The following is a 23,869-nucleotide window of genomic DNA, read 5'->3' as shown; positions in this document are numbered from 1 at the left end:
GTCAGGCCCCTTCGAGTTGGCTCGCGCCGGCGTCCCGGCCGCCGAGCCGGCGCAGCAGCAGAGCGAGGGCCAGACCCACCAGGACCAGGATGACCGCGATGGCGCTGGCCGGTCCCATCAGGCTGGCCTGGAACCCGCGCTTGTACATGTCCAGTGCGAGGACCCGGGTGGCGTCGGCCGGGCCGCCCTCGGTGAGGATGAAGATGAGGTCGAAGAAGGTCAGCGACCCGACCACCATCAGCGTGGACGAGGTGATGATGGTGTATTTCAGCTGGGGCAGCGTGATGCTGAAGAACTGCCGGATCCGTCCGGCTCCGTCCAACTGCGCCGCTTCGTAAAGGGACTTCGGGATCTGCTGGACACCACCCTGGTAGATCAGGGAGTGGAACGGTACGAACTGCCAGGAGACGACGAAGATGACGACTCCGAAGGCGAGCCCGGGCCGCCCGAGCCAGTCCTTGCTCAGCGCCTGGATGTTCAGTCCGGCGCCGAGCCCGAAGTTGGGGTCCAGCAGGGCCTTGTACGCGATCGCGATGGCCGCGGAGCTGAGCATCAGCGGGATGAAGTACACGACGCCCAGCACCGCGCGGTAGCGCTGGCGACCTGCCATGAACGTGCCCAGCAGAATGCTCAGCGGTGTCTGAACGGCCCAGGACACGGCCATCACCAGAAACGTCACCCACAGGGCGTGCGGCAGCCCGGGATCGGTGAGCACCGTACGCCAACTGGTCAGTCCCGAGGGGTGGATGGCGCCGATCCCGTCCCACGTGGTGAAGCTCAGCGCGAAGACACCGACGAGCGGAACCACGGCGAAGCCGACGAAGACCACCAGCGCCGGCACCGCCAGCCAGGGCAGGATGCTGCGCGGTTCGCGACGCGGCCGCTGGCCGATGAGTGAACTCATTTGCCGATGACCGCGTTGAGGTTGCCGGCGAACTGCTTGGGTGAGATGGACAGTTGGAACAACTTGACGATGTTGTCCAGCAGGGTCTCGGCGGCCGTCGGGCTGAGTGCCTGGTCCCAGGACTGCCCGAACACCTTGGCCTTGCTGGCGATGTCGTAGGTGAACTGCAGGAAGTCGGCGCTCTTGGAGGCGGCCAGCAGCTTCTCCGTGCCCATCCGGATCGGGACCGACCCGTTGTCGATCCACGCCTTCACCTCCTCTTCCTGGAGGACGCCTTTGGCGAAGAAGTCCTTGGCGACCTTCTTCTGCTCGGCGCTGGCCTTCGAGGAGATCGACAGGTACTGGGCCGGGTTGCCGACCGTGTCGCTCGGATCGCCCTTGCCGCCTTCCACGGGCGGGAAGGTCATGTAGCCCAGCGAGCCGCTGGAGACGAAGTCCCCGCCGTCCGCCTGCTGGATGCCGTACGACCAGGCCCCGTGCAGCATCATCGCGGCCCTGCCGGTGTACAGCAGCGCCTGGTCGGCGTTGGAGTCGGCGGTGATCGAGGAGAAGCCCTTGACGAACCCGCGGGCCTTGACGAGCTCCTGCACCTTGGTCAGCGCGGTGATGGCGTCCGGGTTGGACCAGGCGTTCTTCTCACCTTCGATGATGGCCTGGAACACCTCGGAACCGCCGATGCGGTCGAACAGGAACTCAAGCCACATCATGTTCGTCCACCGGGACTGGCCCCCGAGGGAGAACGGCGCTATGCCCTTCGCGTTGAACCTGGGCACCAGCGCCATGATGTCGTCCCAGGACTTGGGCGGTTCCACGCCGACCTGGTCGAAGACCTTCTTGTTGTAGTAGAGGATGATCGGCTGCACGGTCTCGACCGGCATCGCGTAGATCTTTCCGTCCACGGTCGCCGCGCCGAACGAGGACGGGAACAGCCCCTTCTTGACCTCGGGGTGCTCGTCGAACCACGAGGTGAGGTCCTCGACCTGGTCCGCCTCCGCGTAGGTGCGCAGCGTCCCGCCGCCCCAGCCCCAGATGATGGTGGGCGCCGTTCCGGCACCGATGGAGGTCTTGATCTTCGTCTTGTACGCGTCGTTCTGAAAGGTGGTGTCCTTGATCTGCTCCTTGGGGTGGGCCTTGTTGAACGCGTCCACCGCGCCGGCCCTGACGCCTTCCTGCGGCTGACCGTTCAGGTACCAGTACGTGGCCCCGCCGCTCTTGCCGGGACCGGACGAGCCGCAGGCCGCCAGCGCCGCGGAGGCCGGCACACCGACGGCCAGGCCTAGGAGGGTACGTCGGGAGAGCGCCATGTCTTTTCTCCGCACTCGAGAGCCACAGGCTTCTCGTGAGTCATGGTGAAAGGTTTTCGAAAGAACCTTCTTGTTGCTCTGTCCGTGCAAGCTAGGTTTCGGCCTGAAGCCCTGTCAAGACATGTGCAGCGACGCATTGTCGGTCCGCATTCAGCCCCGTAGCATCGAGCAGAAGCCACCTCCGAGAGACCTCGGCAGGGATCGAAACTGTTTCGAAATCGTCTGACGGATGGCGGGAGGCAATGCGATCGCTGCGTCTGCCTCACTGCCGGTGCAGGTCGTGCGGTGCACAGTCGCACGGCTCGGCAGCCGCTGGGCTGCCCGGCATGCTCCCGGTCGCCTCGGCCGGGTGTCACCGGACGCGGTCTCACGCAGATCGTCGGACGGGTCCGGATCGAGGAGCCCGTCAGCACCTCCCCGGACGATCTCGGTGCCGGGCTACCGTACGGTTGACCGGTTCCACCCGCGTTGCCGGTCCGACCGGCGGCTCACCACACCGGTGGACGTACAGCTGGGAGAAACCGATGCGACCGAACGCCAGGCGCACCACCTTGGCGGACATCGCCCAAGCGGCCGGGGTTTCCGTCGCGACCGTGTCCAAAGTGGTCAACGGCCGCGGTGACGTGGCACCTCAGACCCGCACGCGGGTACAGGAGTTGCTGCATCAGCACGACTACCTCGCGCCGGTGTTCCGTCACACCGAGGCTGTCGAAATCCCGACCATCGAGGTGCAGTTCCAGGGCGGCCTCAAGTCGTACGTGGCCGAGACCCTGGAAGGCATCATCGACTCCGCCGCCGAACTGGGGGCCTCGGTGGTGATCAGCAAGGCGTCCCGTGCCCCGCACTGGGCCCGGGATCTGGTCTCAGCCGGACGGCGCGCCGTCATCGCGGTCACCAGCGTGTACACCGCTACGCACCTCAACGAACTGGCCCGGGCCGGGCTGCCGTTGGTGGTGCTGGACCCACTGCACCTGCCGGACAGCCGGGTCAACAGCGTCGGGGCGACCAACTTCGCCGGCGGCCTGGCCGCGACCCGGCACCTGCTCTCGCTGGGCCACCACCGCATCGCCTATCTCGGCGGACCGGCCATGGCCGTGTGCAACCAGGCACGCATGCACGGCTACCGCGCCTCCATGGAGGCGGAAGGAATACAGGTACCCAACGCCTATGTCCGGCCGGGAGAATTCACTTACGAGACGGGGTTGCTCGGCGCCACGGCGCTCCTGGGCCTGGAAGAGTCACCGACCGCGATCTTCGCAGGCAACGACGAGATCGCCCTCGGCGTCATCGAGACCGCCCGCGCCCGAGGTCTGCGCACCCCCGAAGACCTGAGCGTGGTCGGCTTCGACGACACAAGCCTCGCCCAGATGGCCTCACCGCCGCTGACCACCGTGCGCCAGCCACTACGGGAGATGGGCGGTGCCGCCCTCCGCACCGCGCTCCGACTGGTCAACGGCGAAAAGATCGAGTCCCACCACATCGAACTCGCCACCGAACTCGTGGTTCGGGCCTCGACGGCGCCGCCCCGCTGACGGACTTCGGGGCGCGGGCAACTCAAGTGAGAGGCCTTCGGACAGACTTGGCGAACCGGTCGGAGACGTCTCCCGCGCCGTATCGTCACGCCCCATACACGAAGTGACAGGTTCTGGTCAAAGACTGTCCAAGTGTCGGACGCTTTCTCTCTCGCGTGGTCGGGTCCCTGCGACGGCTGTATCTGTACCCGTTTGGGAGGACCTGGTGTCAGCAGCTACCCGCAAGAGACGATGGTTCGCGATCTGCGCCATCACCGCATCCGTCGCACTCGTCGCGATACCCGCCGGCGCCGCGCCGAGCGGCAACAGCAGCCCCTTCGGCGCCCGCGCACTCGCCCGACTCGCCGCCGAACGCACCCATTCGGCAAGCGTCGTCAGCCCCAAGGCGAAAGTCCAGGACGACGGCGGTGACGACGGCAACGAGGCCGACGAGATAGCGGAGGGCGCGGACCAGTACGCGGAGGCCCGCACCTCACCCGGCATCGTCGCACCGGGCGCGTACGGCGCCGCCTGGACCAGTCTGACCAACCTACCGAGCACCGGCGGCAGTTGGCACAACGCCACGAACCTGCCATACAACTCCGACGACCCCCGCTACCGCGACTACGACTCCAACTCCAGTGGTGGCTCGGGCAACGTGACCGGCCGAATGGCGGCGATGGCGGCCGATGACGACGGATACGTGTACGCGGGCAGCGCGGGCGGCGGCGTCTGGCGGTCCAGGTCCGGCGGCGGCCACTGGCAACCCATCAGCGACAAGCTGTCCTCGCAGTCCACCGGCGCGCTCGCGCTGGACGCCGCCGGGCGGCTGTGGCTGGGCACCGGCGAGGCGACGACCAACGCGGACGCCTATCTCGGCAGCGGTGTCTACGTCCTGTCCGACCCGCACCACGGCACCTTCTCCTCCCGCAGCCGGGTCGGCGGCGACGAACTGGAGTCCACCACCATCCACGAACTGCGCTTCGGCGGCGGCAAGGTGTGGGCGGCGACCAGCGAGGGCGTGTGGAGCCACTCGACGAAGACGCTGAAGGGCGCCTGGAAGCTGGAGTTCGCGCCCAACCCCGCCTATCTGCCGAACGGTTCACTGGCGAGCGACCCGTCCGCGCCGTACAAGAACATCGCGAACGACATCGCGATCGATCCGAAGAACCCCTCCAGGGTGGTCCTCGCGGTCGGCTGGCGCAGCGGCGACGACTACAACGGCTTCTACACCAAAGTGAACGGCACCTGGACCCGGATCACGGCCGGCCTGGGCGACCTGCCGGCCGACGCGGACGACGTCGGCAACGTCACTTTCGCCCGCTCCGCCGACGGCTCGCGCTATTACGCCATCGACCAGTCCCCGGAGCAGTTGAACACCAACCCGGACAGCGGCCTGGAGGGCATCTACGTCTCCAAGTCCGGTTCGCCCACTGGCCCTTGGACGAAGATCGCCGACTACCAGGGCCTGGCCGCCGACGGTTCGGCACTCACGTCCAGCGGCTACATGCCCGGCGTGCAGGCTTGGTACAACCAGTTCCTGACCGTCGACCCGGCCAACGCGGAGCACGTCTACGCGGGCCTGGAGGAGGTCTACGAGACCAAGGACGGCGGCACCAACTGGTCGACGGTCGGCCCGTATTGGAACTTCGGCTTCCCCTGCTGGAGCATCGACCCCACCAAGCAGACGGGCGACTGCAGCCCGACCACCCACTCCGACCAGCACGGCGTCGCGATCGGCAGCTACCACGGCAAGAGCTTCGTCTACGTCGGCAACGACGGCGGCGTCTACAAGCGCCCGCTCAACGGCTCCCAGGACGCCTCCGGGCACGCCACCGACTGGACCTCGCTCAACGACGGAACCATCGACACCCTCCAGTACTACTCGGTCGGCGTCGGCAAGGACCTGGCCCATGGCGGCGTCTCCGTCACCGGCGGCCTCCAGGACAACGGCCAGTCCATCCTGCGCAGCAACGACAAGGTCATGGGTTCCAACTTCGGCGGCGACGGCGGCGACACCCTCACCGACCCTGCCAACGGCTGCGACATCGCCGAGGAGTACGTCTACCTGGCGATCCAGGTGACCCAGAACTGTGCGGTGAACGACGGCAGTTGGGTCACCGACCCCAGCAAGATCACTTCGTACAACGTCGCTCCGGCCGACAACGCCACCGGAGAGGCCCGCTTCATCGCCCCACTGGCCGCCGACGCAAAGAACAGCTCGACGTGGATCGCCGGCGGCCGTCACGTGTGGGTGCAGACCCACGGCTACGCCATCCGCAGCGGCGACGAGTGGACCAACCTGTACGACCTCGGTGAAGGCCGCACCGCGACCGCCGTCGCGGCCTCCGGCGGCAAGGTGTACGCGGCCTGGTGCGGCCCCTGCAACAACCAGGGCTTCGCCCGCGGCATTTCGGTCGGCAACGCGGACGGCACCGGCTGGCACGACATCACCCTGCCGGTGGACGGTACGGTGCCCAACCGCTACCTCAGCGGCTTCGCCATCGATCCCAAGAACGCCGACCACGTCTACCTGACCGTCAACGGCTTCTCCCGCCAGTGGACCGAGGGCCCCGGCGCCGGCGTCGGCCACGTCTTCGAGTCCAAGGACGGCGGCACCACCTGGAAGGACATCTCGAAGAACCTGCCCGACGTGCCGGCCGACTCCGCGGTCGCCACACCGAACGGCGGCCTCGCCGTCGCCACCGATCTCGGCGTCGTCTACCGCGCGCCGGGCCGATCCACGTGGAAGCGCGTCGGGAATCTCCCCGCCGTTGCCGTGCTCCAGCTCAAGCTGAGCCCTGACGGCACCACTCTCTACGCGGCCACACACGGACGTGGCATCTACACGATCAAGGTGCGTGATTGCGACTGACGCAGCGACGTCGGAGGGGTGATCCCGGGGGTTCCCGGGATCACCCCCGCGTCGTGTACGGCACCACAGTCACATGCAGCGTGAAGGCGACGCTCGCCGCGCCCGCCACATCCGGCGCCTTCGCCGACACGGTGACCACGGACGCACCGGCCCGGGCCCCCGCGCACCGCAGCGAGGCGTGGGCCGTACCGTCCGAGTCCACCCGCCAGCCGGAAGCCAGGACGAAAACCGGCGCGGAAGTCCGCACGGCCGTCCACCTCTTGTCGTCGATACGGGGTTCGAGGACGAGGGTCACCACGGTCCCGGGCCGTACGCACAGCCGTCGTTGGACGTCGTCACCAGGACTGACGGTGATGTCGGTGTGCCCAGCGGCGCAACTCCCAGTCGAAGAGGAGGACGCGGAGGGCGATGCGGACGAGGCCGAGGACGGCGCAGGCGTCTGTGCAGAGGCCGACGGCCGTGCGGAGCCGGGGCTTCCGGACGACGCTCCCGCCGACCCACCGCCCGTCGATCCGCTGCACGCGGCAAGGACGACCACTCCGACGGCTGTCGGCACCCCGGCCCACCATCGCATCCCAGCGCCTCCCGGTGTGTGCGTGCACCACAGCGTCTCCCGTCGGCACGCAAGCCGACACATGCTGCCTGTTTCCTTTCGCCCATCTCCGCGCAAAGGCGTTGCCACAACGGGGAGCGCAACAAGGGCACCGGAGCCAGGGAATCTGCTGGCTACTCATGACCAACGCACCCCTTCGCCCACACCTCAAACCCGGCACCACCACCCACAGGCGCTGAGGGAGCGTCACGAAGACCCGCAGACTCGCCGTGCGCCGTTTCGCCTCGGGCGCTCACCGGGAACCACCCCTGCGACGGCGCCGCCGCACTCGCGGCACAGCCACCATCCCGGAAAGCACCAGCTCACGACGACCACGCGACCGTACAAATGCTGTCGGTGCCTCGCCCAGGGTTCGAACCTGCGGTCCCGCTCATCCCTCGTCGGGCGTCAGCCGCAAGGAGATGCTGTTTATGCAGCACCGCTGATCCGGGGGCATCGCACAACCCTCCCTCTCGCAGATCTTGTTCGTCATGCTGCGGCTCGACCGCGCCCTGTTCACCTCCGGCCCGGTGCCCGAGCGGCCCCGGATCACGTTCGGCGACTCCGTCAGCGAGGACCCGACCAGCACCGCACAGACCCTGTCCCTGCTCCAGCAGGCGCAAGCGGTCAGCATCGACACCAAGGTGCGTTGGCTGCACCTCGATTGGGACGACAGCGCCGTGCAGGCTGAGGTCGACCGCATCCTCATTGAGACCGGCGCCACCGTGCCCGACCCGATGCAGACCGGCCTCTTGCCGTGATCCGGCTACGTCTCGCGCGCCCGGCGTGCGTCGGACCACGCGAGGACCGCGTCGCAACACTGCCCGACGGCGCCCAGGGTCACCAAAGCCCATACGGTTCCGGGGTCTTGTAAATGTCCGGTTGCGATGGTCACCGCAATTCCACCGCCGCTTATCGCGCTCCACCTGATCGCGAGCCGTGGGACTCGCAGGACGAGATCGCCGCCTCTGCGCACACCTTGTTTGACCGCCTCGCCGTTTTTCAACTCAGCTTTTCCTTAAGGGAGTTGGCGTCAAGGGTTTCGGAGACGTGCGCACGTTCCGAGCCCCATACTGCCAGACGACACCCTTTGAATCGCAGGCGTGAATTCACTAATGTAGCCCCCTAGGGGGGTACTATCCTTTAATGAACCTTCTTCTCGAAGGCTTACCACTTGGCCTCCGGGAGAATGCCAAGGGTTGCCGCATGCGTCAACCTTGCCTCACGTGATGCAAAGCGTGACGCAGATCACGGCCGGGGGTGGGCCGTGCCGATCCACCCCGGAACGGTCGAGGACCACTCGGTCGGCGTTCGCGACCTGTACGACGATGCCGAGCATGGCCTGCTGGGCATCGTCGCCCGACAGTTGGCCGACGGGTTCGACGCTCCCGGGGTGGGCGTCAACAAGCTGCGCGACATTCAGCCCCCTGCGCCGCGCAGGCTGTCGTCGACGCGCCCGGGGGTTAAAGCCTCTGTCTCCTGTCGCCTTTACCGGGGCCAGGACGGGCGCGCCGAAGGAGCGCCGAGCGTGGCCGACCTGCAGCGTGCGCTGCACGACTTCTCTGCCATCGTGTGGTCACGTGTGGGCAGGGTGCCGTCCACGATGAGCACGGTGTCCTTACGGAATCGTCGCCGTGGCCGCAGTGCGAGCAGGGGTGCGAGGCGGTTGATGATGCGGTCGGCCGCAGACTTCGAGATTCCGAACAGTGGCGCGAGCTGGCGCAGCGTCAAGTTGGTGCGCCAGTACGCCGCAACCAACAGGACGCGGTCCTCCAGGAGCAGGCTCCACGGCCGGCCTCGGCGGACTGCGTCCGCTCCCTCGCGGCGCAGGGCGGTCACCAGCTTGCCGCGAAGCAGCGCGGGCTCAGCCCGGTGAACGGGCCTATCCATGACGGCTGCGACGCCGTGATCACACCAGCCACGAGAAGATCGTCCCACCGCGCTGCGAACTGCCCGAGACGGAGGCACACATGGAGACGGATCTGGTCAGTCGTCTGGATGAGGCGGCGAATCGCTTCGTGATCCCCCTGCGTATGAACGAGGGGTTCGATGAGCAGGCGCTCCTTCAGCTACAGGAGGAGATCGATCGCTGCGGGACGGCATGGAGGGAGGGGACCCATGTACCGAAGCGTGCGGCGTTGATCCTCGCCGAACTCTTTCCAGCCATCGAGGCTTGCGCCTGGCTGTACGAAGGGGACGAGCGTCAGCGGATCCAGGAAGCAGGAGCGATGGTGTCTGAGGCGGTGATCGCTGCTCTGGACTGAGCGCCTCCCTCACGCCGCCCAACGTACCTTCCTACAGGCCCAGTACGAAGAGACGAGAATCGGCAGCACAGCAGTCGCTGAGGTCGAGCCCGGTGTTGCGGGAAAACTCTTAGTGGGCCAAACCTTGGCCCCGCGAGCTCCGCCGCCATGTAAGTCGTCTGAGCCAGAATCAGCTCGGTGAACGGTCCGGCCCTGGACTAGGAATACAGGAGGATAGACACACCGCTGCGGGACGCCCCGCCAGACCACTTCCGAGACGTGGGATACCGACTCGTGACGGCGAATGGTGGCAGGCCGGGGAGAACTCATCCTGCTCTGCTCCGGGTGGGGCTGGAGCGTAGGCCCCCATGTCGTGGAGGAGAAGCTGAAGCCGTCGCGCGCATTGGTGTCCTCGCGCATGTGAGGATTCCATGTGGGGACAGGAGGCGCCCGGTATGGCAATCGAATGGGACCGGCTCGGACAGCCGAGTTTCGACCGTCACGTCGAGGCGCTGCTGTACCGCATGTTCGACGGCAGCAGTGGACGCGTGATCGCCGTCAACGGCCGTGGTGGTGACGGCGGCATCGATGTGCAGGTCACCGCCGGCGCCGGTCTGCGGATCTTCCAGCTGAAGTACTTTCCCGACGGATTCCCCGGATCCCTCAAGAGCCGCAGGGCGGCGATCAAGAAGTCCTTCAAGCGGGCCATGCAGCACGAGCCGGTGGAATGGACGCTCGTGGTGCCGTGCACGCTGACCACGTCCGAGCGGACCTTCGTGAACAACCTTGCCAACGGTCAGTCTGTGACGGTGTCCATCCTGGATCGTGCAAGTCTCGACGGCGGCTTCGCCGAACACCCAGACTTGGAGGCTAGCTTCACCCGGAACCAACTACGCGAGGCGGCGCGGGATTTCAACCAGGAGCAAGCTCTGCTGCTCGGGGGAAACGATCTCGTCGATCGGGTCCGCGCCCTGGGCGGCCGCACAGACAACATAGACCCTGACTGGACATGGGACTTCGCCCGCCGCGGCGAAAGCGTGATCAGGACGCTGCGCGCCAAGCATCCCCTGGCCCACGAGGTCAGCCCCATCACGTTGCGCCTGACTGGGTGAGCGCCCCTTGACGGAGCCGCTGCCGGCCCGCGAGCGTTGCAAGGATGCGCTGGTAGACCACCGCCAGCGCCGGCCAGGCCAGCCCCTCCCGCCACCCCGGCACCTGCGACTCCCGCGTCGCCGCATGCCGGGGTTCCGGCGATGCGTCCGCATCCCGCGGATCCTCAGTGACCTCCGTGGCGGCGATGTTGCCGTCGTGCGGCGCCAGCACCGTGTCGACCTGCGTGCGATCAATCGCCCGCTCTCGCCATTCCTCCTCGGCCGCGGCCAGTTCGGCCTGGATACAGTCGGCCCTCCTTCCGTAGCCCCTCGATTCGCGACGAGCAGCGAGCTCGCACTGTTCCAGCAGCCCGACGACTGACGGCAGCCATGACCTCCCGGAGAGCGACAGCCCGACAGGCCACAACTCCCACGAATCACCACTGCTATCCCCACCAGCGGAAACCCCACCCTGGGGTGACCAGCAGTTCACCCATCCACATCGGAGCCCACGTCAGCCTCTACGTAATAGGCGGCTTTGGGAGCGACCCGCCCGGCGAGCAGCGCACGCGGGCGGTGTCGCTGTCGATAGGGACGATGCACTTCTTTGAAGAGCGCCATGGGCCGACCTTCGTCTTCGGCAACCAGCGTGAGTCCGAGGTTCATGATGGGCTTGATGGCCTGCGCTGTTCGAGAGCCACCTGCACGTTCACCCCGTGCCGACGGTGCTTGTGGGAGAAGTCGGCCCGGCTGTCGCCAACCCGGTCGCACTCCGCCAGGGTGCCGTCGAGGAGGACGTAGTCCGGGTCGGCCTCGCGCAGGGCCCGCAGCAGGCCGGGCGCGCGGTCGGCGAGCAGGTCGACGACGGCTGTGGTGTAGGCGTGGGCGGTGCCGACGGAGATGCCGAAGCCGGCCGCGATCTGTGCGAGGGTGTCGTGGCGGCGCAGGTACACCAGGCCGACCAGCGCACGCTGGTGCGGCGGGAGCTTGCCGCGACGGTCACCCTCGCTGGTGACGATGAGCATCGTGACCCACTCGACCAGCGTATGCGGCAGAGCGAGTGCTGCAGAACAGGGAACCAACAAGGCTCCTGTGCCAACGAGTTGATACGTCGAACACCTCCCTTAACGGCACAGGAACCTTGTCCGTTGCGGGCGCAGACGTCGTCACCCGATCCCTACGTTTCCCTGTGGGAGGCGGTGAGCCCTTCGTACGGTTCACCCACCCAGGAGTGCCGGGTGTGGCTGTCACCTGATAGCCGATGACGTGGCTCCCAATGATTGGCCGCCCGGCACTCCACGACGACTCGGCTGCCAATTAGGAAATGCGAATGATCGCTGAGTAGGGAACCGACAGCGAGGTCGTCCGTGGGAGGGATCAGTACTACACCGCACGGAGGCACCACATGATCACCATCTGGGCCGGCATCGACGCAGGGAAAACCCACCACCAATGCGTCGCGATCGACGAGAGCGGCCATCGGCTGCTGTCACGTCGCGTCGCCAACGACGAGCCCGAACTGCTCGAACTCCTCGCCGACGTCCTGGTTCTGGGCGATGAGGTGGCCTGGGCATCGACCAGGCCGACGGTGGGGCCGCCCTGATCATCGCGCTCCTCCTCCATCACGACCAGCCGGTGCACTTACCTCTCCGGCCGGGCCATCCATCGCGCCTCCGAGAGCTATGGCGGCGAAGGCAAGACCGACGCCAAGGACGCCGCCGTCATCGCCGACCAGGTCCGGGGCCGACGCGACTTGCACCCCGTACGCACCAGCGACGACACGATCACCGACCTCAAGCTCCTCATTGGCCGCCGCATGGACCTGGTCGCCGACCGCACCCGCACCGTCTACCGCCTCCGCGCTCACCTCACAGGCATCTTCCCCGGCCTGGAACGGGCGTTGGATCTAACCACCGCCGGCCCGCTCACGTTATGACGGGCTACCAGACCCCGGCCGCCCTTCGCCGGCTCGGCGGGAAACGCCTGACCACCTGGCTCCGCAACGGCAAGGTCCTCCGTGCCAACCAGCTCGCCGAGACTGCCCTGCTGGCCGCCGAACGCCAGCACACCAGCCTTCCCGGCGAGAGGCTGACCGCCGAACTGGTACGCACGCTGGCGATGGAGGTGATCAGCCTTACCCAGCAGATCGCCGAGCTCGACAAGGCCATCGAAGCCCGGTTTCGAGAGCATCACACCTTCGACGTGGTCACCAGCATGCCCGGCCTGGGTGTCATCCTCGGCACCGAGTTCCTGGCCGCCACCGGCGGCGACATGACCGTCTTCGGCACTGCCGACCGCCTCGCTGGCTTCGGCGGCGTCGCCCCGGTTCCCCGCGACTCCGGGAAGATCAGCGGCAACCTGCGCCGACCGCGGCGCTACAACCGCAGACTCCAGCGTGTCTTCTACATCTCGGCGCTGTTCAGCATCCGGTACTGCGAGAGCTCCCGCCGGTTCTACGACCGCAAACGTGCCGGGCAAGCGCCACATCCAGGCCGTCCTCGCCCTGGCCCGCCGCCGCGTCAACGTCCTCTGGGCCCTCCTACGCGAGGGACGGACCTACGAACTCGTGCCGCCCACCGCTCTCGCGGCTTGACAGACAGCATTAGGAATCAGTGGCCGCCCTGAAAACCCTCACTGCCTGCAATACCGCTCCGCATGACGCCAGGACGGGTCGGACCGCCCAGTGGATCGGACTGTGGCGCAGGCCACAAAGCCGATGTCACAGTGCGGGTCACGATCGTCAGACAACCGCCCATAGAGGACTGAACAGCCTCCGGTTGACTGACTTGTTGTCGATCCACGGATGTCGACAGGAGCAACCGATGGCGTTGAACGGTTACAACGTGGTGATCGTTGGCGGAGGAAGCGCGGGATGCGTTCTCGCGGCTCGATTGTCAGAGCAGCACGACGTTCAGGTCCTGCTGATCGAGGCAGGTCCGGCCTCCGGGCCGGCGGAATTGTCGGTGGTTCCTGCCTGGCCCGCCCTGATGGGTGGACCGGTGGACTGGAAGTACGCCACCACAGCACAACCGGGGCTGGGTGGCGGGGTGGTGCCGTACCCGCAGGGCAAGGTCCTGGGCGGGTCGGGCCGGATAAACGCGATGGCCCACCTGCGTGGACACCGGGCCGACTACGACGGCTGGGCCGCGAATGGTGCGACCGGTTGGGCATACGAGGACCTGCTGCCCTACTTCATGCGGAGCGAGCACGCCAAGGAAGGCGACCCCCGCTACCGCGGGTCAGGAGGACCGCTGCACGTGGCGACCGCAAGCACGCCACATCCAGTGGCGACCGCCGGCCTCTCCGCGCTCACCGAGCTCGGCTACCCGCTGTCCGCAGATCTCAACGGACAGTGCCAGACTGGCGGCAGCCTGCTGGAGATGTCCGCGATCGACGGTGTCCGATGGTCCGCCTACGAGGCGTACCTGGCGCCGGCAACCTGGCGCGAGAACCTACACGTGGTCACCGACGCGCACGTGCGGTCGCTCGCGATTCGCGATGGGCGTTGTGTCGGCGTCGAGTACCTGCGCGACGGAGCCATCGAGCATGTCACCGCGGATCAGGTCGTCTTGTCCGCGGGAGCGATCAGTTCGCCGCAGCTGCTCATGCTTTCGGGTGTCGGACCAGCGGCCGAACTGGCCCGGCTGGGAGTGCCCGTCGTGCTCGACGCACCAGAGGTGGGACAGAACCTGCAGGACCACCCCCTCGCAGGTCTGGTCTACTCGGCCCTGCCGGGCTTTCCACCGGGTGTGAACAACCACGCCGACGCTGTCGCGATGCTGCCGACCCGGGCGGAGCTGGCCCGCCCCGACGTCCAGCTGCTGTTCATGGACATCCCGTTTCACCCGCCCACCATGAGCGGACCGGCGACGGGCTACACGATCGGGTACGCCCTGCTGAGGCCCCACAGCAAAGGAGAGGTGCGGTTGAGCTCCGACGATCCGTTCACCCCTCCGCTCGTCGATCCGTCGTTCTACAGTGACGAGCGGGACCTGGACACCATGGTGGACGCGCTGGCGCTCGCAAGACGAGTGGGCGAGACGGCCGCACTGACGTCCTGGCGTGGTGAGGAGGCTCTGCCGGGTACCGCTGTCCAGGATCCCGCGGCGATGCGCGATTTCGTCCGGAGCACCACCGGAACGTACTTCCACCCGGTGGGCACCTGCCGCCTCGGTTCCGACGACGGTGCCGTCGTCGACCTCCAGCTGCGGGTCAACGGGATCGACGGGCTGCGTGTGGTCGACGCCTCGGTGCTGCCCACCATCGTCTCCGCCAACACCAACGCCACCGTGGTCGCCATCGCCGAACGAGCGGCGGAGTGGTTGTCGCAGGGTTGAGCAACCGGGACACCAGCACCAGGGCCAGCAAGATGTACGCGGTGGACAGAACGATCACCGACCAGCTGATGCCGACCGACACGATCTGACCGGTCTGCACCGACAACGGCAGGCCCACGGCGGGCGGGTGGAACCTCACCCGCCCGCTGCTCAACGCGACGACCACCGCGACCGCGACCGTGACCACGGTCGGCAGCGCCAACAGGGCACCCAGGGCTGACACGGGCACGGCCACAGCGACGGCCAGCGCGTACGACCGGGCGATCCTCCGCCGGGTGCCGGCGTAGCGGAACGGGTCCCGCAGCACCGTCGCGACGGTCGCCGCGACGCTCGGCGTCAGAAACGGCTCCGCAACACGAAGTTGAAGCACCAGCAGGGGAAGAAGCAGAAGCGCCGCCAGGACGACGAGCTGGCGGCGCTTCCTGCTCGTCGCGTCCGGGCGCGGGGACGCGACGTCAGGCCGGTAGTTCGAGAGCACCGTCGACCCGGCGCGGCACGGCGTCCGCGGGGCTGTCCTTCAGTTCCTCCGGCAGGTACTCGGCCGGAGCGTCCTGCCAGGTGACGGGACGGAGGAATCTGCGAATCGCGGTCGCTCCCACGGAGCTGAACAGACTGTTCGTCGCCGGCCACGGCCCACCGTGGTGCTGAGCCCAGCTCACCGCGACGCCGGTCGGATACCCGTTGAACACGAGCCGTCCCGCGCTGCGCCGGAGCCCTTCCAGCCAGGGGGGAACCGCTTCCTGGCCGCCGAGGTGAACGGTCGCGGTGAGCGAGGACGGCAGCCGGCGGATCACGTCGGTGAGCTCCGCGACGCTCGAGTAACGCACGATCACCGCCGCCGGGCCGAAGTACTCGGCGAATGCCTCGTCGGGGACGCCGGCGGCGTTCACGGTCACCAAGAGCGACGGCACGCGGAATCCCTCGCGCACGGGTCCTCCGCCGGCCACTGTGGACACACCCGCCTGAGCATGCAGTTGCCGGGTGTCGTCGAGGTAGGACTGCTGAATTCGCTGGCTGAGAAGGGGAATGACGTCCACGCCGGGCAAGGCGGCTGCCGCTGCTGTCACTACCTCATCACCTGCCGCTCCTGCGGGTATCAGGACGAGACCCGGTTTGGTGCACAACTGACCCGCCGATCCCGTAACGGAGCTCACGAGTCCCGCTCCGATCTCGGCTGCCCGCTCGCGGGCCGCGCCCTCGGTGACGACAAGCGCGTTCAAACTGGACAGCTCGCCGTAGAACGGGATGGGCTCGTCGCGTCCGTTGATCGCGTCGAGCAGGGCACGGCCGCCGCTCAACGAGCCGGTGAAGCCGACTGCCCGCACGGCTGGGTGCCGCACGAGGCGTTCTCCCGCCTCTCGCCCGAAGACGATTCCGATCGTGCCGTCCGGGGCACCGGAGGATGCGGCCGCTTCACGGAGGATCTCGTACACGAGGCGGGAGGTTCCGGGGTGGGAGCCATGTGCCTTGACCACAACGGGATTGCCGGCCGCGAGCGCGGAAGCGGTGTCACCACCGGGCACGGAGAAGGCGAGCGGGAAGTTGCTCGCGCCGAACACAGCGACCGGACCGAGCGGCACCAGCATGCGCCTGAGATCCGGACGCGGGCCCATCGGGGTCGGCCCGGGACGGTCGATGGTCGCTTCGAGGTAGCTGCCCTCCTCGATCACGTCAGCGAAGAAGCCAAGCTGGTAGACGGTGCGGTTGAGCTCCGCGGAAAGCCTCTGACGGCCGAGGGCGGTCTCACTGTTGGCATGGGCAACCACGTCTTCACGCCGGGCGTCGAGCGCGCCGGCGAGGTCGCGCAGCAGGCCGGCACGACCGGACCGGCCGAGGTCTTCCAGGCCAGGCGCGGCGGCGGCTGCCGCGGCGACGATCCTTTCGACGTCGTCGCTGTCGCTCATGGCCTCTCCGCCAGGCAACTCCTGGCCGGTGCGCGGATCGTAACTCGCCGTCCTGGCGTTCATGACAGTCACTGATGTCCTCTCAGGCATGGGGCAACGCGGCGACGGTGGGAGTGTCGACGCCCAACCGCCCCAGGTGGGAAGCGCCTCCAGGGGTACCGAGGGCGGTGTCGCGTCCCGGCAGGAGCTCACTGAAGAAAGTGGCGTTGTCCTGGGTGTTCCACGCCGCGTCGGTGCCCTGCAGTGCGCGGTCCGAAATGGCTGCGGCTGTGGGGCAAGCCTGTTCGCACGCCCCGCAGTCGATGCACTCCACAGGGTTGATGTACAGCTTGCGGTCGCCCTCGTAGATGCAGTCGACCGGGCACTCCTCCATGCAGGACCGATCGAGGACGTCGACGCACGCCTCGGTGATGACGAAAGTCATGAACGTTCTCCTGGGTTCAAGCGGGGCTGGCGACTGGGGTGCTGTCGGTCGAATGCCCTGGGAAGATCGACACTGTGGGGTCCAGCCATGCCGCCGCGTGGTTGACGGCGGTCGCCGCCTCGCCGAACCCGACCGCGATGAGCGGGACCCGGCCGTCGTGCGTGCACACGTCTCCGGCGGCGAAGACACCGGGGCGGCTGGTGTGCATCGCGTGGTCCACCAGGATCTTGCGATCGCGCATCTCGAGTCGCCACTGCAACAGAGGCCCTGGGCTCGCGACGAAACCCAGAGCGGCGACGACGTGGTCGCACTCGATCTCGACGCGGGAGTCCGAGACGGTGTCGCGCAGTGTCGCCCGGCGAAGGTGACTGTCGCCGGCGAGATGCTCGACCACGGTGTTGGTCAGCACCGAGGCGGGACCGCCCAGCACACGCTCCACTGTGTACTGATGTGCCCGGAAACTCGCTCGCCGGTGCACCAGCGTCACATCGGCGCTGCCCTGCAGGGCGTCAGCCCAGTCGAAGGCGGAGTCCCCGCCTCCCACCACGAGGACCCGCTTGCCGGCCAGTTCCTCCGGGGCACGGACGAAGTAGCTCAGCCCGCGCCCCAGGAACGTTTCACCGCAGGGCAACCGCCTCGGCGTGAAGGTACCGACCCCGCCGGTCACCACGACGGCGCCCGCGTCGAGATCGGGACCGCCCGCGAGCCCCAACCGGAACCTGCCGCCCGGCAGGTCGTCGAGCTCGGTGGCCTGGCGCCCCAGGAAGACCTCGGGGGCGAACGGTTCTCCCTGTGCCACCAGCTCTGCCACCAGTTCGCGGCCGCGGATGGCCGGGAACCCGGCCACGTCGCGGATGAACTTCTCCGGGTACAGCGCGGTGATCTGACCACCCGGCTCGGGCAGGGCGTCGACCAGCGCCACAGAGAGACCTCTCATACCGGCGTAGAAGGCGGCGAACAGCCCTGCCGGCCCGGCACCGATCACCGCGACGTCGAAGCGGGTCACCGCGAGTCCCCGTCGTAGATCGCGAAGACCTTGTTGGACACGAAGATGTTCGACGCGGCAAAGGACGTCCAACTCGGCGTGCGTCCCAGCTCCCGCATGGCTCCGAGCAGAGCCCACCAGTTCAGCAGCTCCTGCTGGCCCGCCTTCTCCGCCTCGGCCAGGGAGGTGTTCTCCCACACCGAGTAGTCGCCGGCCACCAGCGCGTCGTACATCCGCGTGTCGGCAGCGGAGTCCGGGAAGAGCCGGAAGGTCGAGTCGACCAGGAAGCTGTGCGACCAGCTGGAGCTCGCGACCAGTGCGACCCGGTAAGGACTGTCCGCGCAGATCCGGGCGACGGCGGCGCCGACGTCCATGATGCGCGCGGGGGTCGGCGATGGCGGGTCCAGCTCGCGCTCCACACCCAGCGGGCTGATGTTGCCCTGGAAGCTGATCACCTTGCGGCCGTAGCAGTTGATCGGGAAGGCGACGACCGGATAGTCGAACCCGCGACGGTCGTAGTCCAGGTACAGCACGGTGTTCAGGAACGCGTGGGCGAAACCGGGATGGTGCAGCGGCCGGTAGGCGTACGGGGTGTCGATGCCGCGGCCGAGCAATTGCTCGGTCAGGTGCAGGGCGAAAGGCCGGTGCCCACGGATCGTCCGTTCGGTGTTCTCACCCTCACCCCAGATGTTCGGCTTGCCCTTCATGTTGGAGGACTCGTCCGCGTGCCGCCAGGGGTGAACCACCGTGTCCTCGTAGGCGAGAACCGCGTAGGGCGGCACGATGTCCTCGCGGAAGTTCTCGTACTGGTCGTCGCCCCAGATGAGCACGACGTCCGGCTGGAACTCGTCCAGCGCCTCACGAGTGCGCCGGAATCCCTCGCGCAGCATCTCGCGGTGGGCTTTCCCCGCTGCCACACCGGAATCCTCTGCCCATTCCTGACGGGCCCGCTCGGGCCACGACGCCGGGTCGCGCAGTTCGGGCGGCAGCGACGGATCCGCCAGGGCACCGCGGAAGACCCGCGTCAGGTTGTCGTCTGTGCCGCTGAGCGGCGGGTAGTGCGTGACTCCTAGACCCAGAACCTCGCCCATCACAGACCTCCTCGTCCTTGAGTGGTGACGAGATGAGTTTCACCAGCGGAACGGTGGAGGGGCCATCGTGCGGACCGCCCAGTGAACCGTCGGCACACCTCGTGTTCGAGACCGCGCCAGGATGTGGGAGTGAGGCAAACCGAACACATTCCCAGCGGCCAGGGTGCGGACGAACTCGCCCATGAGCTGCACCACGCCCGCGTAGCACGCACGGTCCTGGACGGCAGCAGGATCGCGACGACGCTGACCATGGAACGCGCCTACGACGTCCAGGAACGGCTGACTGCCCTGCGGCTGGCCGAAGGGCGCTGTCACGTCGGCTACAAACTCGGCTACACGTCGGCGGCGATGCGTGAGCAGATGGGCGTCCAGTCCCCCAACTACGGACCGCTCCTGGACGACATGATCCTGCGTGACAACGCGTGGGTGAAGGACTTCCTGCACCCCCGCGTCGAGCCGGAGATCGGCATCGTCCTCTCGAAAGATCTGCCAGGAACCGGCTTGCTGCTGCCGGAGATCGCCGACGCGGTCGCAGCCGTTCACGCGTGCCTGGAGGTCGTCGACTCCGTCTGGCACGACTACAAGTTCACCGCCGAGCAGAACACGGCGGACGGTTCGTCCGCCGCGGGCGTCGTTCTCGGGCCTGAGCTCGACGTGGCACCGCTCGACAGCCATCGTGTCACCGTCGAACTGACCGGAGACGGGACATCGCTCGCAACGGCCACATCGGCTGCGGCCGGCGGGCATCCGCTGTACAGCATCGCCTGGCTCGCGGACGCGCTCGCGGCGCGGGGACAGCATCTGCGCAAGGGCGAACTCGTGATCACCGGCGGGCTCACCGCCGCCATGCCGCTGCGGCCCGGCGGGATCGTCGCCGCACGGTTCGGCCGCGACACCACGGTGTCGATCCGCAGGCCGGCCGACGCGACCGACGCACAGCCGAGCCATCACGGCAGGCCAGAGACAACAGCGCTCGATTTCAGCGCAGCGACGGCGGGCCGAGCAGACGGCTGATGCTCAGTGCGGCGGTCCTCACGGCCGCCGCCAGGCGCGCGGGTTGCAGGCGCTGTGCGGGCCCTGTCACGGACAGTCCCGCCACAGCGCGGTGTCCGGTCCGGCCGACGTAGCTCTCGACGACGATCGGTGCCGCCACGCAGACGATCCCTTTCGTGCCCTCCTCACGGTCATAGGCGACACCACTGTCCGCAATGGTCTCCAGCTCGCGGAGGAACCGCCGGCCGTCCGTGATGGTGGTGCTGGTGCGGGCAGGCATCGGAGCAGCGAGCACGAGGTCGACCGCGGAGGAGTCCTCGAAGGCCAGGATGGCCTTGCCCAGCCCGCTGCAGTAGGCGGGCAACCGCGAGCCCACCGATGACGGCACCGCCACGCTGTTCCTCCCCACGAGCTTCTCGACGTAGACGATCTCTGTCCCGTCCAGGACGCCGAGTTGCACCACCTCGCCCGTGGCGGCCAGCAGGTCCGCCATGAACGGCAGTGCCGTCGCCCGCAACCGCCGCGAGGCCGGCACCCGCTGCCCCAGCTCGAACAGGTGTAGTCCGAGCCGGTATCCGTAACCGCCGCGTTCCAGCATCCGGTGGGCGACCAGGTCCGTGGCCAGCCGGTGGACAGTGGTCTTCTTCAGGCCGGTCTGCCTGGCCAACTCGCTGAGCCCTATCTCACCGGCCGAGGTCGCGACCGTGTCGAGAATGAGCTGCATCCGGTCGACGACCGACCGGTGCTCAGCATTCTCATCAGCACTGATGCGCACCACGGCAGCCTAACCGAGCAACTTCTGCCAGTGCCGCCAGAAAGCTCGTTGCTGTACTTCGTCCGAAGCCACGAACGGGCCGCCGGCCGCTTCCTTGTGAATGCCCCGGGAGATGTCGGACCACGGCGATTCGGCCACGACCGCCAACCCCGTCTGACAGGACTCGCAGGCTTCCATGTCATCCGGAGTCGCGAGCCCGCCCGGCCCCTGGAACGTCACGTACGAGTCCAGGCGGCGAGCACGAACCGACTCCGGTTCGCCCTTGGTGGCCAGCGTCCACTGCGAGATCAGGGTGCGTCCCGCCGCGGTCGGAGTGATCGTGCGGATCACCACGCCCATGATGTCGTTGACTATCAGGTTGGGGAAGACGAGAAGGTTGCGGTCCGTGGTGGCGATGCGCCGGGCGCGATCGGCGTCGAAGCGTTGCTCCAAAACGGCACGCTGCTCGTCCACGTAGGCGCGGTTCTCCTCCCCCAGGGAAGGAGTCCACCGCGCCACCGGGCGAGCCCACGGCCCCTCCACCGTGATCACCGCGTGCCCGTTGCCCAGGTCCTCTGCCCGGGTCGCCTTGCGGGGGTCCAGGTAGGAGTCCTCGGTGGACTTCAGGTAGTCGAAGTAGGTCCGGTGCAATGGAATGAGGTGGTAACCGTCGAGGCTGTTCTCCACGAACAGCTTCCAGTTCGCGTCCATCGAGTACTCGTGGACACCGTCGACCACCTCCATCTCCGGGGACTGGTCCGCGACCAGGTCGAGGTACTCGCACGCCTCGCCGAGGTACTCCGGCAACGACACCGCGTGCGGATCGAAGCAGCAGAACACGAACCCGCGGTACTCGGCGACGAGCGGCGGCGTGTTCAGGCCGAACCGCGAGCGGTCGAAGTCCGGTCCGTAGCCGTCGGCGTCGGGCAGCCCTGTGAGCGTGCCGTCGCTGGAGTACGTCCAGGCGTGGTAGAAGCACGACATCCCTCGGGCGTTACCCTCGGGGACCCGGCACAACTGGGCGCCGCGGTGGCGGCACGCGTTGAGGAAGACGCGGACCTCCCCGTCGGAACCACGCCACAGCACGAGCGGCCGGCCCGCCACCGTTCTGGCGCGGAAGTCTCCCGCGTTCGGCACCTCGGACGCGTGTCCGACGTAGAGCCAGCAGCGGTCGAAGATGGCCCTCTGCTCCTGGGCGAAGACATCCTCGGACACCAGCGCGGCGCGGTTCACTCGGAAGAGGCCGTCAGCGGGCCGGTCGTCGACCATTCCGTTCCCGTGCGGGTCGTGGATCGGTGACGTGAGGGGTTCGGCGGTCATCGTGCTTCAGCTCCTTTGCTGGGGGTGCGGCCGAGCGCTGCGAGCAGCGCCGCCGGGTTGGTAAACCTGACCGAGTGCGCCAGACCATCCAGCAGGTCCGGGTCGTCGAGGAATCGCACCGGATCGGCCGGCATGAACGGGTAGTCGGTGCCGAGGACGATCCGGTCGGTGCCGACGGTGCGTGCCAGGTGTCTGAGCAGTCCGGCGTCGAACAGCAGGGGGTCGTACCAAAGCCGTCGGGCAGAGGCCACCGCGGCCTCAGGCATCAGGGCACGCAGTTCGGGCGTGGTGTCCCGCAGGAAATCGATGCGCGGTAGCTGCGTGATCAGCGAGCCGCCTCCGTGACTGGCGAGCACCTGAAGCCTCGGACGAGCGGACAGCGCACCACTCGTGATCAGTCCCGCCACGGCCGCACCGATGCTCGCCGGGAACAGAACTCCGTTGGCCGCCATCGGATGCGGGTAGTACGCGGCCTCAGGTCCTCCGACGGCGTGCACGAACAGCAGCAGTCCGAGCCGCTCGGCCTCGTCCAGCAAACTCGACCACGACGTCGTGTGCAGCGGGGCCCCTGGCGGAGTGGACGGCACTTCCACGCCGACCAGGCCCAGGTCCGCGACCTCTTGGAGCAGGGCGGCCGCCGCCTCGGGGTCGGCGAGGGGAACAACTCCCAGTCCTTCGTAGAACCCACCATGCCGCGGCAGCTCCGAAGCGAGCCATTCGTTGAACGCCCGGGCGAAGTCACGGCCCTGCGCGGGGGATGCCCACGGAGCCAGGAGTTCGGGCATGGCTGACAGCAACTGACCGGTCGCCCCCGCCTCGATCGCCGTCTCCAGCCGGTGGTCGAGGTCCCACGCCACCCGCCGGACGGTGCGGAACAGCTTGCCGGCCACCATCACGTCACCGGTTTCCGGACCCTCCTCGAGCCGAGCCCAGCGGGGGTCGGTAGAGGAGAGCCTCTCCAGGAACGGCGTCGAGGCGGGCACGACGTGGGTGTGCAGATCAAGCACGGCGCTGCTTCCCGTCACAGAATGATGGAGACGGTGCCGCCGGCCTCGACGATGCCGTGGTCCAGGACCGCCACCCGTTCCCGGATGAGGAAGCTCTCCCCCACCCGGACCAGCACGTACCGGTACGCGCCGAGAAAGTGGTCGAGCTGACCGAGCCGGGTGCGCACCACGTGGAAGTTGGCTTGCACGACGAGGTCCTCTGCGAGGCTCTCCACAACGACGTTGGTGATGAGCCGGCGCGTGCGCGAATGAGGACTCTCCGCGTGGGCGTGCTTGCTCTTCAGGCGGGTGACGCGTCCCTGCATCCGGAGGTGGTTGTCGTGGATCACTTGGAGGGTGTTCCGCGGATCGAGGTGGTCCGAGCCGGGGGCCGGCACCCGGTACTCCACGTCGGGGTGCATCAAGGCGAGCCAGTCGTCCAGCTGCCATTCGTCCAGCAACGCGGCCTCGCGGTAGAGGAACTGCTCCACCTGATGTTGAGTTTCAGCTGCCGTGCTGAACACGGCGACGGTGCCGGTCATCAGTCCTCCCGGA

General features: G+C 67.7%; 23 protein-coding genes and 3 pseudogenes. 9 read left to right on the top strand and 17 right to left on the bottom strand.

The window, feature by feature from the left end; genetic code table 11:
- Position 1: 1 nt before the first annotated feature.
- Together ACWDR3_RS06720 and ACWDR3_RS06715 are read right to left on the bottom strand one after the other, a co-directional pair.
- Positions 2–904 carry a carbohydrate ABC transporter permease gene (locus ACWDR3_RS06720; protein ID WP_450351362.1) on the bottom strand — a complete coding sequence of 301 codons (903 nt, stop codon included), beginning with the start codon at positions 902–904 and terminating at the stop codon, positions 2–4.
- On the bottom strand, positions 901–2,208 hold the full coding sequence (locus ACWDR3_RS06715) for an extracellular solute-binding protein (protein WP_450351360.1): 1,308 nt from the start codon (positions 2,206–2,208) through the stop codon (positions 901–903). The genes ACWDR3_RS06720 and ACWDR3_RS06715 overlap by 4 nt, the downstream gene beginning before the upstream one ends.
- Positions 2,209–2,732: 524 nt before the next feature.
- On the opposite strand from ACWDR3_RS06715, the gene ACWDR3_RS06710 reads away from it, so the two are divergent.
- Positions 2,733–3,740: a LacI family DNA-binding transcriptional regulator gene (locus ACWDR3_RS06710; protein ID WP_450351358.1), complete on the top strand. Its 1,008-nt coding sequence runs from the start codon at positions 2,733–2,735 to the stop codon at positions 3,738–3,740.
- A gap of 205 nt (positions 3,741–3,945) precedes the next feature.
- The gene (locus ACWDR3_RS06705) at positions 3,946–6,594 is read left to right on the top strand and encodes a glycosyl hydrolase (RefSeq protein ID WP_450351356.1); all 2,649 of its coding nucleotides are present in this window, start codon (positions 3,946–3,948) and stop codon (positions 6,592–6,594) included.
- Positions 6,595–6,634: 40 nt separating this feature from the next.
- On the opposite strand, the gene ACWDR3_RS06700 is transcribed toward ACWDR3_RS06705, so the two are convergent.
- Positions 6,635–6,892, bottom strand: coding sequence for an acetyl-CoA synthetase (locus ACWDR3_RS06700; protein WP_450351354.1), 258 nt, complete (start codon positions 6,890–6,892; stop codon positions 6,635–6,637).
- Between the two features lie 37 nt (positions 6,893–6,929).
- On the bottom strand, positions 6,930–7,115 hold the full coding sequence (locus ACWDR3_RS06695) for a hypothetical protein (RefSeq protein ID WP_450351352.1): 186 nt from the start codon (positions 7,113–7,115) through the stop codon (positions 6,930–6,932).
- 562 nt (positions 7,116–7,677) lie between these two features.
- On the opposite strand from ACWDR3_RS06695, the gene ACWDR3_RS06690 reads away from it, so the two are divergent.
- Positions 7,678–7,947, top strand: a complete 270-nt coding sequence (locus tag ACWDR3_RS06690; protein ID WP_450351350.1) for a phage capsid protein — start codon at positions 7,678–7,680, stop codon at positions 7,945–7,947.
- 461 nt (positions 7,948–8,408) lie between these two features.
- Here the strand turns inward: ACWDR3_RS06690 and ACWDR3_RS06685 are convergent, their stop codons facing one another.
- Complete coding sequence (locus ACWDR3_RS06685; RefSeq protein WP_450351415.1) at positions 8,409–8,741, bottom strand: hypothetical protein; 333 nt, start codon at positions 8,739–8,741, stop codon at positions 8,409–8,411.
- Positions 8,726–9,108 (bottom strand): annotated as a pseudogene (locus ACWDR3_RS06680) (helix-turn-helix domain-containing protein); the annotation flags it as partial. The gene ACWDR3_RS06685 and the pseudogene ACWDR3_RS06680, both read right to left, overlap by 16 nt.
- 48 nt (positions 9,109–9,156) lie before the next feature.
- Between ACWDR3_RS06680 and ACWDR3_RS06675 the strand changes: the two are divergent.
- On the top strand, positions 9,157–9,450 hold the full coding sequence (locus ACWDR3_RS06675) for a hypothetical protein (protein WP_450351348.1): 294 nt from the start codon (positions 9,157–9,159) through the stop codon (positions 9,448–9,450).
- A gap of 434 nt (positions 9,451–9,884) precedes the next feature.
- Positions 9,885–10,541, top strand: a complete 657-nt coding sequence (locus tag ACWDR3_RS06670; protein ID WP_450351346.1) for a hypothetical protein — start codon at positions 9,885–9,887, stop codon at positions 10,539–10,541.
- Here the strand turns inward: ACWDR3_RS06670 and ACWDR3_RS06665 are convergent.
- The 3 genes and pseudogenes from ACWDR3_RS06665 to ACWDR3_RS06655 all read right to left on the bottom strand — a co-directional run.
- Positions 10,519–10,947: a hypothetical protein gene (locus tag ACWDR3_RS06665; protein ID WP_450351344.1), complete on the bottom strand. Its 429-nt coding sequence runs from the start codon at positions 10,945–10,947 to the stop codon at positions 10,519–10,521. The genes ACWDR3_RS06670 and ACWDR3_RS06665 overlap by 23 nt on opposite strands.
- A gap of 62 nt (positions 10,948–11,009) precedes the next feature.
- Positions 11,010–11,186 (bottom strand): hypothetical protein, encoded by a 177-nt coding sequence (locus ACWDR3_RS06660; protein WP_450351342.1) that lies wholly within the window; start codon positions 11,184–11,186, stop codon positions 11,010–11,012.
- 32 nt (positions 11,187–11,218) lie between these two features.
- Positions 11,219–11,602, bottom strand: a pseudogene (locus ACWDR3_RS06655) (helix-turn-helix domain-containing protein); the annotation flags it as partial.
- A gap of 323 nt (positions 11,603–11,925) precedes the next feature.
- Here ACWDR3_RS06655 and ACWDR3_RS06650 point away from each other — a divergent pair.
- The 3 genes and pseudogenes from ACWDR3_RS06650 (at position 11,926) to ACWDR3_RS06640 (ending at position 14,857) form a co-directional block, all read left to right on the top strand.
- A pseudogene (locus ACWDR3_RS06650) lies at positions 11,926–12,456 on the top strand (IS110 family transposase).
- Complete coding sequence (locus ACWDR3_RS06645) at positions 12,453–13,145, top strand: transposase (RefSeq protein WP_450351340.1); 693 nt, start codon at positions 12,453–12,455, stop codon at positions 13,143–13,145. Before ACWDR3_RS06650 ends, ACWDR3_RS06645 begins: the two are co-directional and overlap by 4 nt.
- Positions 13,133–14,857 (top strand): GMC family oxidoreductase, encoded by a 1,725-nt coding sequence (locus ACWDR3_RS06640; protein ID WP_450351338.1) that lies wholly within the window; start codon positions 13,133–13,135, stop codon positions 14,855–14,857. The genes ACWDR3_RS06645 and ACWDR3_RS06640 overlap by 13 nt, the downstream gene beginning before the upstream one ends.
- Positions 14,858–15,312: 455 nt before the next feature.
- Here the strand turns inward: ACWDR3_RS06640 and ACWDR3_RS06635 are convergent, their stop codons facing one another.
- From ACWDR3_RS06635 to ACWDR3_RS06620, 4 genes are read right to left on the bottom strand one after another with little or no spacing between them, the layout of a single operon-like run.
- Complete coding sequence (locus tag ACWDR3_RS06635; RefSeq protein ID WP_450351336.1) at positions 15,313–16,824, bottom strand: aldehyde dehydrogenase (NADP(+)); 1,512 nt, start codon at positions 16,822–16,824, stop codon at positions 15,313–15,315.
- 19 nt (positions 16,825–16,843) lie between these two features.
- Positions 16,844–17,185, bottom strand: a complete 342-nt coding sequence (gene fdxA / locus ACWDR3_RS06630) for a ferredoxin (protein WP_450351334.1) — start codon at positions 17,183–17,185, stop codon at positions 16,844–16,846.
- A 16-nt stretch (positions 17,186–17,201) separates the two neighbouring features.
- Entirely contained in the window at positions 17,202–18,191 is a 990-nt protein-coding gene (locus ACWDR3_RS06625) for an NAD(P)/FAD-dependent oxidoreductase (protein WP_450351332.1), read from the bottom strand.
- On the bottom strand, positions 18,188–19,261 hold the full coding sequence (locus ACWDR3_RS06620) for a DODA-type extradiol aromatic ring-opening family dioxygenase (RefSeq protein ID WP_450351330.1): 1,074 nt from the start codon (positions 19,259–19,261) through the stop codon (positions 18,188–18,190). The genes ACWDR3_RS06625 and ACWDR3_RS06620 overlap by 4 nt, the downstream gene beginning before the upstream one ends.
- 129 nt (positions 19,262–19,390) lie before the next feature.
- Between ACWDR3_RS06620 and ACWDR3_RS06615 the strand changes: the two genes are divergently transcribed.
- Positions 19,391–20,275: a 2-keto-4-pentenoate hydratase gene (locus ACWDR3_RS06615; protein WP_450351328.1), complete on the top strand. Its 885-nt coding sequence runs from the start codon at positions 19,391–19,393 to the stop codon at positions 20,273–20,275.
- On the opposite strand, the gene ACWDR3_RS06610 is transcribed toward ACWDR3_RS06615, so the two are convergent.
- From ACWDR3_RS06610 to ACWDR3_RS06595, 4 genes are read right to left on the bottom strand one after another with little or no spacing between them, the layout of a single operon-like run.
- Positions 20,241–21,029 carry an IclR family transcriptional regulator gene (locus ACWDR3_RS06610; RefSeq protein WP_450351326.1) on the bottom strand — a complete coding sequence of 263 codons (789 nt, stop codon included), beginning with the start codon at positions 21,027–21,029 and terminating at the stop codon, positions 20,241–20,243. The genes ACWDR3_RS06615 and ACWDR3_RS06610 overlap by 35 nt on opposite strands.
- 9 nt (positions 21,030–21,038) lie before the next feature.
- Entirely contained in the window at positions 21,039–22,328 is a 1,290-nt protein-coding gene (locus tag ACWDR3_RS06605) for an aromatic ring-hydroxylating oxygenase subunit alpha (protein ID WP_450351324.1), read from the bottom strand.
- Positions 22,325–23,353 carry an amidohydrolase family protein gene (locus ACWDR3_RS06600; RefSeq protein ID WP_450351322.1) on the bottom strand — a complete coding sequence of 343 codons (1,029 nt, stop codon included), beginning with the start codon at positions 23,351–23,353 and terminating at the stop codon, positions 22,325–22,327. Before ACWDR3_RS06600 ends, ACWDR3_RS06605 begins: the two co-directional genes overlap by 4 nt.
- Complete coding sequence (locus ACWDR3_RS06595) at positions 23,350–23,856, bottom strand: aromatic-ring-hydroxylating dioxygenase subunit beta (RefSeq protein WP_450351321.1); 507 nt, start codon at positions 23,854–23,856, stop codon at positions 23,350–23,352. Before ACWDR3_RS06595 ends, ACWDR3_RS06600 begins: the two co-directional genes overlap by 4 nt.
- Positions 23,857–23,869 lie beyond the last annotated feature (13 nt).

It is taken from the genome of Streptomyces sp. NPDC001002 (genome assembly GCF_053599215.1).
This window is presented reverse-complemented; position numbering and strand designations above follow the sequence as displayed.

What these genes read in the sequence shown, in the direction of transcription:
- ACWDR3_RS06715 (WP_450351360.1), bottom strand. Translation starts at nt 2,208, where the DNA reads ATGGCGCTCTCCCGACGTACCCTCCTAGGCCTGGCCGTCGGTGTGCCG.
- ACWDR3_RS06660 (WP_450351342.1), bottom strand. Translation starts at nt 11,186, where the DNA reads ATGAACCTCGGACTCACGCTGGTTGCCGAAGACGAAGGTCGGCCCATG.
- fdxA (WP_450351334.1), bottom strand. Translation starts at nt 17,185, where the DNA reads ATGACTTTCGTCATCACCGAGGCGTGCGTCGACGTCCTCGATCGGTCC.
- ACWDR3_RS06645 (WP_450351340.1), top strand. Translation starts at nt 12,453, where the DNA reads ATGACGGGCTACCAGACCCCGGCCGCCCTTCGCCGGCTCGGCGGGAAA.
- ACWDR3_RS06595 (WP_450351321.1), bottom strand. Translation starts at nt 23,856, where the DNA reads ATGACCGGCACCGTCGCCGTGTTCAGCACGGCAGCTGAAACTCAACAT.
- ACWDR3_RS06720 (WP_450351362.1), bottom strand. Translation starts at nt 904, where the DNA reads ATGAGTTCACTCATCGGCCAGCGGCCGCGTCGCGAACCGCGCAGCATC.
- ACWDR3_RS06710 (WP_450351358.1), top strand. Translation starts at nt 2,733, where the DNA reads ATGCGACCGAACGCCAGGCGCACCACCTTGGCGGACATCGCCCAAGCG.
- ACWDR3_RS06605 (WP_450351324.1), bottom strand. Translation starts at nt 22,328, where the DNA reads ATGACCGCCGAACCCCTCACGTCACCGATCCACGACCCGCACGGGAAC.
- ACWDR3_RS06670 (WP_450351346.1), top strand. Translation starts at nt 9,885, where the DNA reads ATGGCAATCGAATGGGACCGGCTCGGACAGCCGAGTTTCGACCGTCAC.
- ACWDR3_RS06620 (WP_450351330.1), bottom strand. Translation starts at nt 19,261, where the DNA reads ATGGGCGAGGTTCTGGGTCTAGGAGTCACGCACTACCCGCCGCTCAGC.
- ACWDR3_RS06675 (WP_450351348.1), top strand. Translation starts at nt 9,157, where the DNA reads ATGGAGACGGATCTGGTCAGTCGTCTGGATGAGGCGGCGAATCGCTTC.
- ACWDR3_RS06690 (WP_450351350.1), top strand. Translation starts at nt 7,678, where the DNA reads ATGCTGCGGCTCGACCGCGCCCTGTTCACCTCCGGCCCGGTGCCCGAG.
- ACWDR3_RS06635 (WP_450351336.1), bottom strand. Translation starts at nt 16,824, where the DNA reads ATGAACGCCAGGACGGCGAGTTACGATCCGCGCACCGGCCAGGAGTTG.